Annotated in this window: 8 protein-coding genes; 5 read left to right on the forward strand and 3 right to left on the reverse strand. The window is 73.2% G+C overall.

Features of this window, described 5'->3' with window-relative positions; all coding sequences use genetic code 11:
* Position 1: 1 nt before the first annotated feature.
* Both IF89_RS0102930 and IF89_RS0102935 read right to left on the reverse strand, forming a co-directional pair.
* Positions 2-1,159 carry an acyl-CoA dehydrogenase family protein gene (locus IF89_RS0102930; protein ID WP_030760576.1) on the reverse strand — a complete coding sequence of 386 codons (1,158 nt, stop codon included), beginning with the start codon at positions 1,157-1,159 and terminating at the stop codon, positions 2-4.
* 127 nt (positions 1,160-1,286) lie between these two features.
* A complete protein-coding gene (locus IF89_RS0102935) occupies positions 1,287-2,657 on the reverse strand; it encodes a PucR family transcriptional regulator (RefSeq protein WP_030760579.1) in 1,371 nt (456 codons plus the stop codon).
* A 117-nt stretch (positions 2,658-2,774) separates the two neighbouring features.
* Between IF89_RS0102935 and speB the strand changes: the two genes are divergently transcribed.
* The 3 genes from speB (at position 2,775) to IF89_RS0102950 (ending at position 9,460) form a co-directional block, all read left to right on the forward strand.
* Positions 2,775-3,737, forward strand: coding sequence for an agmatinase (gene speB, locus IF89_RS0102940; protein WP_030760582.1), 963 nt, complete (start codon positions 2,775-2,777; stop codon positions 3,735-3,737).
* Positions 3,738-3,755: 18 nt separating this feature from the next.
* Positions 3,756-5,441, forward strand: a complete 1,686-nt coding sequence (locus tag IF89_RS0102945; RefSeq protein ID WP_030760589.1) for a thiamine pyrophosphate-binding protein — start codon at positions 3,756-3,758, stop codon at positions 5,439-5,441.
* Positions 5,442-5,605: 164 nt separating this feature from the next.
* Complete coding sequence (locus IF89_RS0102950) at positions 5,606-9,460, forward strand: ABC transporter ATP-binding protein (RefSeq protein WP_030760592.1); 3,855 nt, start codon at positions 5,606-5,608, stop codon at positions 9,458-9,460.
* A 40-nt stretch (positions 9,461-9,500) separates the two neighbouring features.
* Here IF89_RS0102950 and IF89_RS0102955 read toward each other — a convergent pair whose 3' ends face one another.
* Complete coding sequence (locus tag IF89_RS0102955) at positions 9,501-10,055, reverse strand: EF-hand domain-containing protein (protein WP_030760594.1); 555 nt, start codon at positions 10,053-10,055, stop codon at positions 9,501-9,503.
* Between the two features lie 396 nt (positions 10,056-10,451).
* On the opposite strand from IF89_RS0102955, the gene IF89_RS47435 reads away from it, so the two are divergent.
* Positions 10,452-10,706: a hypothetical protein gene (locus tag IF89_RS47435; protein WP_234327644.1), complete on the forward strand. Its 255-nt coding sequence runs from the start codon at positions 10,452-10,454 to the stop codon at positions 10,704-10,706.
* 84 nt (positions 10,707-10,790) lie between these two features.
* Entirely contained in the window at positions 10,791-12,224 is a 1,434-nt protein-coding gene (locus IF89_RS0102965) for a S28 family serine protease (RefSeq protein WP_030760600.1), read from the forward strand.
* Positions 12,225-12,245 lie beyond the last annotated feature (21 nt).

Here is a 12,245-nt window from a genome sequence, read left to right on the forward strand (position 1 = left end):
CTTACAGGCCCATCGACTTGGCGATGATGGACTTCATGATCTCGCTGGTGCCGCCGTAGATGCGGTTGACGCGGTTGTCGGCGTACAGGCGGGCGATCGGGTACTCGTTCATGTAGCCGTAGCCGCCGTGCAGCTGGAGGCAGCGGTCGATGACGCGGTGCGCGACCTCGGTGGTGAAGAGCTTCGCGGACGCGGCCTCGGCCGGGGTCAGCTCACCGGCGTCCAGGGCCTCCAGGGCGCGGTCGGCGACGGCCTCGGCGGCGTCCACCTCCGCCTGGCAGGCGGCCAGTTCGAACTTGGTGTTCTGGAAGTGCGCGACGGGCTTGCCGAAGACGGTGCGCTCCTGCACGTACTGCTGGGCGAACCGGACGGCGGCCTTGGCCTGGGCGTACGCGCCGAAGGCGATGCCCCAGCGCTCGGAGGCCAGGTTGTGGCCGAGGTAGTAGAAGCCCTTGCCCTCCTCGCCGAGCAGGTCCTCGACCGGGACCTTCACGTCGACGAAGGCCAGCTCGGCGGTGTCGGAGGTGCGCAGGCCCAGCTTGTCCAGCTTGCGGCCGATGGAGTAGCCCTCGGACTTGGTGTCCACGGCGAAGAGGGAGATGCCGAAGCGGCGGTCCTCGGCGCTGGGGGCGGAGGTGCGGGCGCAGACGATCACGCGGTCGGCGTGGACGCCGCCGGTGATGAAGGTCTTGGCGCCGTTGAGGACGTAGTGGGTGCCGTCCTCGGAGAGCTTGGCGGTGGTCTTCATGCCCGCGACGTCGGAGCCGGTGCCCGGCTCGGTCATCGCCAGCGCCCACATCTCCTCGCCGGAGACGAAGTTCGGCAGGTAGCGCTTCTTCTGCTCGTCGGAGGCGAGCATCTTGATGTAGGGGAGGGCGAGCAGCACGTGCACGCCGGAGCCGCCGAAGTTGACGCCGGCGCGGGAGGTCTCCTCGTAGAGGACGGCCTCGAACTTGTGCGTGTCCAGGCCGGCGCCGCCGAACTCCTCGGGGACGTTGATGCCGAAGACACCCAGCTCGCCGAGCTTGTAGTAGAAGTCGCGCGGCGCCTGGCCTGCGGCGAACCACTCGTCGTAGATGGGGACGACCTCGGCCTCGATGAAGGCGCGGATGGTCTCGCGGAACGCCTCGTGGTCCTCGTTGAACACCGTACGGCGCACGGCCGGCTCCCTTCGTCGCGGCAGTCCGCCGCCTAAATTAAGCGCTTGCTCAGACTAAGTTACCGACGAGTTGACCTGGCTGTCCAGATCCGGTCGCACGCGCGTACGTCACATCGGGCCCGCGGGGTCATCCGTCCGCGCGTCGCAGCGCGAACCACAGCTCCATCCGGACCTCCGGGTCGTCCGGATCCCGGTCCAACAGGGCCGCACAGCGGGCCACGCGCTGGCGCACGGTGTTGCGGTGCACCCCCAGCGCCACCGCCGTGCGGTCCCAGCTGCCGTGGTGCGCCAGCCAGGCCCGCAGGGTCGCGCGCAGCGCCGGGGAGAGCGGGCCGAGCAGCGCCTCGGCATGCGCGCGTGCCTCGGCCTCCCCGACCAGACCCGCGAAGCCGGCGTCGGCGGCGTGCCGGGCCAGCGGGGCACGGGCCGCCTCCGCGCGCTGCAGGGCCCGTCCGGCCTGGGCGTCGGCCGCGGCCAGGGCGTCCGGCGCCGCGGGGGCGCTCACCCCCAGCCGCCACCCCGGCTGGGCGTCGGGCTCCCGGTCGGTCACCAGCCGTACGACGGGCCCGCGCGGGTCCAGCAGTACGGTGCCCAGCGCGCCGGCGAGGGCCCGCGGGTCGCCGCCGCCCCGGGCGTGCACCGCGTACCACGGCCCCGGCCGGTCCAGTGCCTGCGCCGCGGGATCGCCCAGCAGCAGACGGGCCAGCGCCGCGGCCTCGGTCCCGGTGGGCCGGTCGGCGGTGAGCAGGGTCAGCAGGACGGCGGCGACCGAGGCGACCGTGTGGTCGCCGGCGGCGCGGGCCGCGGTGGCGGTGCCGAGCGCGGCGCCGGGTCCCAGGGCGTACGCGGCCAGATGCCGGCCCCCGGCCTGGTCGGTCGCGGTGGCCGGACCCCCGGCCCGGCCGACCTGGGCCAACAGCGCCTCCAGCGCGGACGCCGCCGCGGCGGGCGAGAAGCCGCCCGCGGCCCGGCCGTCCGGCCACAGCACGACGTGCCCGCCCAGGCCCGCGGCCAGGCGGGACAGCACCGCCGGGACCGGATCCGGGCGGGCCGCGGCCGCCGCCAGCGCCTGCTGGGCCTCGGTGACCCGGCGCAGCTCGCGCGTGCGGGCCTCCGCCATCAGCCGGCCCACGCCGCGGGCGACCGCGGTGAAGGGGGTCCCCGGCGGGACCTCGACGAGCGGCAGCCCCGCCTCCTCGCACGCCTCGGCCAACCCGGCCGGCACCACCTCGTGCACCGGCGTCACGCCGAAGCCCAGCGCGGCGGCCCCGGCGCGGGCCAGCCGGCCCACGTACGCCGCCGCCTGCCCGGCCCCCGTCAACTCGGCCCCGGCGGTCAGCAGCAGCTCCCCGCCGAGCAGGTACGGCGAGGGGTCCGCCATCTCGGAGGCGTGCACACCGTGCACCTCCGCCGTCGCCGGCCCCGCCAGGTGGCGCAGGCCCAGCGCGCGCTCGCCGAGGAGCCGGTCGAGCAGTACCGGCGGAGTGAGCGGCTCCATGGATACTCCGTACACACCAGTAGGGCCAGATGGATGAAACGTACACTCCCCAGTCTTCCGAGGCCCGCTTACGCTCGAAGGACCGCACACGTCAGGCCATCAGAAAGAGGCACAGCCATGAGCACGCAGCCGCGCGGACCCGTCGACTCCTCCCGCATCCCGCGCTACGCGGGCCCGGCGACCTTCGCCCGGCTGCCCCGCCTCGACGAGGTCGGCTCCGCCGACGTCGCCGTGGTCGGCGTGCCCTTCGACTCCGGCGTCTCCTACCGCCCCGGCGCCCGCTTCGGCGGCAACGCCATCCGCGAGGCCTCCCGCCTCCTGCGCCCCTACAACCCCGCGCAGGACGCCTCCCCCTTCGCCCTCGCGCAGGTCGCCGACGCCGGTGACATCGCCGTGAACCCCTTCAACATCAACGAGGCCGTGGAGACGGTCGAAGCCGCCGCCGACGAGCTCCTCGCGAGCGGCTCCCGCCTGATGACCCTCGGCGGCGACCACACCATCGCCCTCCCGCTGCTGCGCTCGGTGGCCAAGAAGCACGGCCCGGTCGCGCTGCTGCACTTCGACGCCCACCTCGACACCTGGGACACCTACTTCGGCGCCGAGTACACCCACGGCACCCCGTTCCGCCGCGCCGTCGAGGAGGGCATCCTCGACACCGAGGCCCTCTCCCACGTCGGCACCCGCGGCCCGCTGTACGGCAAGCAGGACCTCGACGACGACGCGAAGATGGGCTTCGGCATCGTCACCTCGGCGGACGTCTACCGCCGCGGCGCCGACGAGGTCGCCGACCAGCTGCGCCAGCGCATCGGCGACCGCCCGCTCTACATCTCCATCGACATCGACGTCCTGGACCCGGCGCACGCCCCCGGCACCGGCACCCCCGAGGCGGGCGGCATGACCTCCCGCGAGCTGCTGGAGATCATCCGCGGACTCTCCTCCTGCAACCTCGTCTCCGCCGACGTGGTCGAGGTGGCCCCGGCGTACGATCACGCCGAGATCACCTCGGTCGCGGCCTCGCACACCGCGTACGAGCTCACCACGATCATGAGCCGCCAGATCGCGGCGGCGAAGGCGAAGTAGGAAGGGCACCGCGCACCCGTGACGCACGACCACGACCTGGTACTCCGTCCCACCGAGGCCCAGACGGCCGCCGCCCTGGCCCCGCCGCCGGGGCGGACGGGCGGGGACCTGGTCGTGGAAACGCTGCGTTCGCTGGGCGCCACCACCGTGTTCGGGCTGCCGGGGCAGCACGCCCTCGGCCTCTTCGACGCGGTGGGGCGCTCCGACCTGCGGCTGGTCACCCTCCGCGTGGAGAACAACGCGGGCTTCGCGGCGGACGCGTACGGCCGTGTCACCGGCGAGGCGGCGCCCCTGCTGCTGTCCACCGGCCCCGGCGCGCTGACCGCCCTGCCCGCCCTCGCGGAGGCGGCGGCCGCATCCGCACCCGTCCTCGCGATCTCCTCGCAGGTCCCGGTCGCGGGCCTCGGCGGCGGGCGGCGCGGCCACCTGCACGAGCTGCGCGACCAGGCCGCCTCCTTCCGGGACGTGGTCAAGTCCGTCCACCAGGCGCGCACCGCCTCCCAGATCCCGTCGGTGGTCGCCGAGGCCTGGGAGTCCGCGCTCACGGCCCCGCACGGCCCGGTCTGGGTGGAGATCCCCGAGGACGTCCTGCGGGCGGAGACGATCGTCCCGCAGGTCACGGGCATGGACGCCACCCCGCACGAGCTCGCCCCCCGCCCCGAGCTGACCGCGGTGGCCGCCCACTGGCTGTCGCAGGCCGCCCGCCCGGTGATCGTCGCCGGCGGCGGGGTCGTCCGTGCGGACGCGTCCGGCAAGCTCCGGCAGCTCGCGGAGCGGCTGAACGCCCCCGTGGTCACCACCTTCGGCGGCAAGGGCGCATTCCCCTGGACGCACCCGCTGTCCCTGCAGTCCTGGCTGGAGGACCGGCACATGACGGACTTCCTGGAGGACGCCGACGTGCTGCTCGTCGTCGGCTCGGGCCTCGGGGAACTGTCGTCGAACTACCACACGTTCTTCCCCACGGGCCGGGTCGTCCAGATCGACGCGGACCTCGGCAAGCTGGAGTCCAACCACCCGGCCCTGGGCATCCACGCCGACGCCCGCCTCGCCCTCCAGGCCCTGCTGGAGACCGTGGGCGAGCGGCAGGACGACCAGGCTCCCGAGCGCGTCCGCAGGGTCCTTCAGGACATCGCGGCCCGCCTCGCGGACCAGGACCTTGCCCTGGAACAGTCCCTGCTGACCTCGATCCGGTCGGCGCTGCCGGCCCGCTCCCCGTCCTTCTGGGACATGACGATCCTGTCCTACTGGGCATGGTCGGCCTTCGACGCCAAGCACCCCAACACCATGCACTCGGCGCAGGGCGCCGGCGGGCTGGGCTACGCCTTCCCGGCGGCCCTCGGCGCGTGCGTGGCCGAACCGGGCACCCCCGTGCTCGCCGTCTCCGGGGACGGCGGCGCCATGTACTCGCTGGCGGAACTGGCCACCGCCCGGCAGCACGACCTGGACGTCACATGGCTGATCGTGGACGACGGCGGCTACGGCATCCTGCGCGCGTACATGGCCGACGCCTTCGAGGGCCGCACCACGGGCACCGAACTCACCCGCCCCGACTTCACCGCCCTGGCGGAGTCCTTCGGCGTCCCGGCGGCCACCACCACCCCGGAGACCCTGACGGCCGACCTCCGCGCCTCCCTCGCCACCCCGGGCCCCTGCGTCCTCGTCCTGCCGGCCACCCTGCGCATGTTCGCCCCGACCCACCTCTGACGCCCGGCGCCGGGCGGCGCGGGGCCCCGGACGGCCCCATGGCAGAGCTCCCGAGATGCGCCGGAGGCTCCCTGCGTACACGTTCGAATCGTTGCGGCGGGATGAAATCCGCCGGTCGGGGCGTTCCCGCTTCCGGCAGCACAGGACCGAACGGGGAGGCCTACGTGGCGGCGGCTGAGACAGCGGCGGGGGAGAAACAGGGCTGGGCGAGGAGGCTGGCCGCCTACACCTGGCGGTACAGGGCCAACGTGCTGCTCGCGCTCGGCTCCTCGCTGGCGGGCATGGCGGTCATGGCGATCGTCCCCCTGGTCACGAAGGTGATCATCGACGACGTCATCGGGGACCGGACCCGGCCCATGGGCCCCTGGGCCGGAACGCTCATAGCCGCGGCCCTGCTCGTGTACGCCTTCACCTACGTACGCCGGTACTACGGCGGGCGCCTCGCCCTGGACGTGCAGCACGACCTGCGCACGGACATGTACGACACCATCTCCCGCCTCGACGGGCGGCGCCAGGACGAGCTGTCCACCGGGCAGGTCGTCGGCCGCGCCACCACCGACCTCCAGCTCATCCAGGGCCTGCTCTTCATGCTCCCGATGACGATCGGGAACTTCCTGCTCTTCGGGATATCCCTCGGGATCATGCTGTGGCTCTCGCCGCTGCTGACCGTCGTGGCGCTGCTGATGGCGCCCGCGCTGTGGTTCATCGCCAAGCGCAGCCGCAAGAAGCTCTTCCCCGCCACCTGGTACGCGCAGGGCCAGGCCGCCGCCGTCGCGGGCGTCGTCGACGGGGCCGTGACCGGTGTCCGCGTCGTCAAGGGCTTCGGCCAGGAGGAGCAGGAGACCGGCAAGCTCCGCGAGGCCGGCCGCCGGCTCTTCGCCGGACGGATGCGCGCCATCCGGCTCAACTCCCGCTACACCCCCGCCCTGCAGGCCGTGCCCGCGCTCGCCCAGGTCGCCATGCTGGCGCTCGGCGGCTGGATGGCCACCGAGGGGCGGGTCACCCTCGGCACCTTCGTCGCCTTCTCCACCTACCTCGCGCAGCTCGTCGGCCCCGTCCGGATGCTCGCCATGGTCCTGACCGTGGCCCAGCAGGCCCGTGCCGGCGTGGAGCGCGTCTTCGAGCTCATCGACACCGAGCCCGCCATCGCGGAGGGCGGCCGCGAACTGCCCGCCGACGCGCCCGCCACCGTCGCATTCGAGGACGTCCACTTCGGCTACGACCCCGAGCGGCCCGTCCTCGACGGGTTCTCGCTGTCCGTGGCGGAGGGTGAGACCGTCGCCGTGGTCGGCGCCTCCGGCAGCGGGAAGTCCACCGTCTCGCTCCTCATGCCGCGCTTCTACGACGCCGACCGCGGCACCGTCCGCATCGGCGGCCACGACGTCCGCGAGCTGACCTACGCGTCCTTGCGCGGCGCGATCGGGCTGGTCCCCGAGGACTCCTTCCTCTTCTCCGACACCATCCGCGCCAACATCGCCTACGGGCACCCCGGCGCCACCGACGAGCAGATCGAGGCCGCCGCCCGCGCCGCCCAGGCCGACGGGTTCGTCCGGGCCCTGCCCGCCGGGTACGACACCAAGGTCGGCGAACAGGGCCTGACGCTCTCCGGCGGCCAGCGCCAGCGCATCGCCCTGGCCCGGGCCATCCTCACCGACCCCCGGCTGCTGCTCCTGGACGACGCCACCTCCGCCGTGGACGCCCGCGTCGAGCACGAGATCCACGAGGCCCTGCGCGCGGTCATGGCCGGCCGGACCACGGTGCTGATCGCCCACCGCCGCTCCACGCTCGCGCTGGCCGACCGGATCGCCGTACTCGACCGCGGCCGGCTCGCCGAGATCGGCACGCACGAGGAGCTGGAGAAGCGCTCACCGCTCTACCGCAGGCTGCTGACCGATCCCGACGCGCTCGGGGCCGGGTCGCCGCGGACCCCGGACGCCCTCGCGATGGCCGAGTTCGAGAGCGACCTCGACCGCGACCTCGAACGCGACATCGAGCTCGAGGCGGAGATCGACTCCGAGCCCGTCAACGCCAAGCGCCGGGTTCCCGCGGGGATCACCCCCGAACTGTGGCGCCGTCGGGAGGAGCCCGACCCGGCCGGCACCCCCGCGGCACCCGCCGCCGCGGGCAGGGCCCCCGGAGCCGGCCACTCCATGGCCGGGGCGGTCGCCGGGATGCCCGCCACCCCCGAACTGCTCGCCCAGGTCGCAGCGCTGCCGCCCGCCGACGACCGGCCCGATGTGGACGAGACCCGCGCCGCGGCCGCGGAGGAGAGCTACGGCCTGCGCCGCCTGCTGAGGGGCTTCTGGGCTCCGCTCGCCATCAGCCTCGCCCTCGTCGCGGCGGACGCGGGCGCCGGACTGCTCCTGCCGATCCTGATCCGCCACGGTATCGACCAGGGCGTCGAGCAGGCCGCGCTCGGCGCCGTCTGGGTGGCCGCCGGCCTCGCCCTCGCGGTCGTCCTCGCCCAGTGGGCCGCGCAGTTCGCCGAGACCCGGATGACGGGCCGCACCGGCGAGCGCGTCCTGTACTCCCTCCGCGTCAAGATCTTCGCCCAGCTCCAGCGGCTCGGCCTCGACTACTACGAGCGCGAGCTGACCGGCAAGATCATGACCCGGATGACGACGGATGTGGACTCGCTGTCCACGTTCCTGCAGACCGGTCTGGTCACCGCGGTGGTCTCGCTCTTCACCTTCTTCGGGATCCTCGTCGCGCTGCTCGTCCTCGACGTCGAGCTCGCACTGATCGTCTTCGCGACCCTGCCCGTCCTGGTCGTCGGCACGATCGTGTTCCGCCGCAGGTCCGTCGCCGCCTACGAGCTCGCCCGCGACCGGGTCAGCCTGGTCAACGCCGACCTCCAGGAGTCCGTCTCCGGCCTGCGGATCGTCCAGGCCTTCCGCCGCGAGGGCTCCGGCGCCACCCGCTTCGCCGAGCGCAGCGACTCCTACCGCCGGGCCCGGGTCCGCGGCCAGTGGCTGATCTCGGTGTACTTCCCGTTCGTGCAGCTGCTGTCCTCGGCCGCCGCGGCCGCCGTGCTCATCGTCGGCGCGGGCCGGGTGGAGGCCGGGACGCTCACCACCGGCGCGCTGGTGGCGTACCTGCTCTACATCGACCTGTTCTTCGCCCCGGTCCAGCAGCTCTCCCAGGTCTTCGACGGCTACCAGCAGGCCACCGTCTCCCTCGGCCGCATCCAGGACCTGCTGCGCGAGCCGAGCACCACCCCCAGGCCCGACGCCCCGCGCGAGCTGCCGGAGCTGCGCGGTGAGATCGCCTTCGAGGACGTCCGCTTCCGGTACGGGACGGCCGCCGAGCGCGGCGAGCAGGGCGAGGCCCTGGCCGGCATCAGCCTGCGCATACCGGCCGGGCAGACCGTCGCCTTCGTCGGCGAGACCGGCGCCGGGAAGTCCACCCTGGTCAAGATGGTGGCCCGGTTCTACGATCCGACGTCCGGCCGGGTCACCGCCGACGGCACCGACCTGCGGGAGCTCGACCTGACGGCGTACCGCCACCGGCTGGGCGTCGTCCCCCAGGAGTCCTACCTCTTCCCGGGGACCGTCCGGGACGCCATCGCCTACGGGCGGCCGGGGGCGACCGACGCCGAGGTCGAGGCCGCCGCCCGCGCGGTCGGCGCGCACGCCATGATCGCCACCCTCGACGGCGGCTACCTGCACACCGTCGCCGAACGCGGCCGCAACCTCTCCGCGGGGCAGCGCCAGCTGATCGCGCTGGCCCGCGCCGAGCTCGTCGACCCGGACGTCCTACTGCTCGACGAGGCCACCGCCGCGCTCGACCTGGCCACCGAGGCACAGGTCAACCGGGCGACGGACCGGCTCGCGGGCAGGCGCACCACCCTGGTGGTGGCCCACCGGCTGACCACGGCCGCACGCGCCGACCGGGTCGTGGTCATGGACCGCGGCCGCGTCGTCGAGGACGGCTCCCACGCCGAACTCCTGGCGCGCGGCGGCCGGTACGCCGAGCTGTGGCGCACCTTCGTCGGCGAGGACGAGCGCGCCGCGGCCTGAGCGGCCCGAGCCGCCCGAGCGGGGGGCCCGGCCCCGGGGATCAGAACTCGCCGAACAGCAGGTTCCCCGGGGCGTCCTCGTCGGTGCCGGTGTAGTACTCGCGTACCGCGCCGAGGAGTTCGTCCACGGTCAGCGTGCCGTCCCCGTCCGCGTCGATCCGCCGGAACAGGGCCTCGGTGTGGGCGGGGCTCAGGTTCGTGTCGAAGGCCTCCTGCGCCCGGTGGAACTCCTCCGGGCTGATGCGGCCGTCGCCGTCGGTGTCCACGATCGTCAGGATCGCCCGCATCATCGGGCGGAACGAACGGTCGTAGGCGGGCCCGCCCTGGGCGTACAGCCGCGTCATGCCCTGCTTGTACTCCTCCGGCGTGACCTTGCCGTCCCGGTCCGCGTCCAGCTCGGTGAAGAGGTCCTGCCAGAAGTCGGCCAGCCCGCCCATCACCAGCGTGGCCTTCGGCGAGTCCGCGGGCTCCTTGAGGGCGGTCAGCAGCCGGGAGCCGAGCGCGATGATGTCGTCCGCGTCGATCACCCCGCTCCGGTCGGCGTCCAGGTGCGTGAAGGCGCGGGCCAGCTTGCGGTCGAGCAGGTCGTTGGTCATGCGGGTGCCTTTCACGGCTGCGTCCGCACCGGCGCGGACAGGGTGAGCGGGCTTGCGCCACCCAGCGTAGGCCTCCCGGCGGAGCCCGAACTTCCGCTGTGCTCCCGGGGAGTTGCGGATGCACCCGTACGAGGGAGGCCGTCGTCGGCGGGGCGGCCAGGTCCTCGGCCGGGCGCAACCTTCCGGAGCCTCCGGGCGTCGTACGTCCGTGCGTACTTCGTCCGTGCGCACGAGCGATCGGGGGACCGGATGAGGCAGGGGTGGAGTGGGCGCAGTCGCCGCGCCGCGTCGCTGGGAGCGCTCACAGCGGCCCTGTGGCTCTGCGTCGGCGGTCTGTTCGCCGGGCCGCCCGTCCAGGCCGCGGGCGGCGGCTGTACCGGACGGCTGGCGCGGACCGTGCCCTTCGACGCGGGTGAACTGCGTATCTACAAGAGCCGCAACCAGGCCTGCGCGGTGACCGTGGCCCGGACCCCCGGCGGGCGGCGCGGGATGGCGGTGAGCATCCAGCCGCGCGGCGGTGCGCCGGTGCGCGATGTCGGGCGGTTCACCCGATATGCCGGGCCTGTCACGGTCGGGGCGATCAGCCGCTGTGTGTATGTAAAAGGGGGCGTGGGAACCGCCTCGATCGACTCCGGCTGGATCCTGTGCTGAGGGTCGGTCCCAACTGGGTCTGTTCAGCGGCGTGTTCGCCCGGCTAGGTTCACGGCGACCGAAGTGAACCCAAGGGGAGGGCGAATGCGCAAGACGCTCGGATGGCTGCTGTCGCTCGTGGTGCTGATCGGCACCATGGGCGCGGCCGGCTCCACGGCACAAGCGGCGACCGCCGCGGAGCCGGCGGCCGCCGCGGACATCAAGGACCAGATCCTCGGCATTCCCGGCATGAGCCTGATCGAGGAGAAGCCGTACCCCGGCTACCGATTCTTCGTGCTGAACTACGAGCAGCCCGTCGACCACCGGCAGCCGTGGAAGGGCACCTTCAAACAGCGCCTGACCCTGCTGCACAAAGACGTCTCACGGCCGTCGGTGTTCTTCACCTCCGGCTACAACGTCAACACCAACCCGCGCCGCAGTGAGCCGACGACCATCATCGACGGCAACCAGGTGTCCATGGAGTATCGATTCTTCACACCCTCCCGGCCCGACGCGGCCAACTGGGCCAACCTGGACATATGGCAGGCCGCCAGCGACCAGCACCGCATCTTCACCGCGCTGAAGAAGATCTACAAGAAGAACTGGCTGGCCACCGGCGGCAGCAAGGGCGGCATGACGGCGACGTACTACGAGCGCTTCTACCCGCGTGACATGGACGGTGTCGTCGCGTACGTCGCGCCCAACGACGTCGTCAACAAGGAGGATTCGGCCTACGACCGGTTCTTCGCCAAGGTCGGCACCAAGGAGTGCCGCGACAGGCTGAACGCCGTGCAGCGCGAGGCGCTGGTCCGCCGGGAGCCCCTGGAGGCCAAGTACGCGGCCGCCGCCGCCGAGAACGGCTGGACCTTCACCACCGTCGGCAACCTCGACAAGGCCTACGAGGCCGTCGTCCTCGACTACGTGTGGGCGTTCTGGCAGTACAGCCTGCTGGCCGACTGCGCCTCCGTCCCGGCCGCGGCCACCGCCACCGACCAGGAGATCTGGGACTCGATCGACGCGATCTCCGGCTTCTCCGCGTACAGCGACCAGGGCCTTGAGACGTACACGCCGTACTACTACCAGGCGGGCACCCAGCTCGGCTCCCCGGACATCAAGCAGCCGCACCTGGGTAACCTCAGCCGCTACGGCTACCAGCCGCCGCGCAACTTCGTGCCCCGCGACATCCCCATGACCTTCCAGCCGGGCGCCATGGCCGACATCGACGCATGGGTGCGCGACCACGCCCACCAGATGCTGTTCGTGTACGGGCAGAACGACCCGTGGGGCGCCGAGCCGTTCCGCATCGGCTACGGGGCCCGCGACAGCCACGTGATGATCGCCCCGGGCGCCAACCACGGGGCGAACGTCGCCAAGCTCATGGACGGCGAGAAGGCCCTGGCGACCGCCAAGATCCTCCAGTGGGCCGGGGTGGCTCCGGCCGCCGCGCTCGCCGACGCCGGCCGGGCGGCCCCGCTGGCCGCGCCGGACGCCGAGCTCGACCGGCGCGACCTGGAGCGCGAGCCGCAGCTGCGTCCGTAAGGGGCCAGTGCGCCTGCGACG

The organism is Streptomyces sp. NRRL F-2664, assembly GCF_000719345.1.
Classification (GTDB): Bacteria; Actinomycetota; Actinomycetes; order Streptomycetales; family Streptomycetaceae; genus Streptomyces.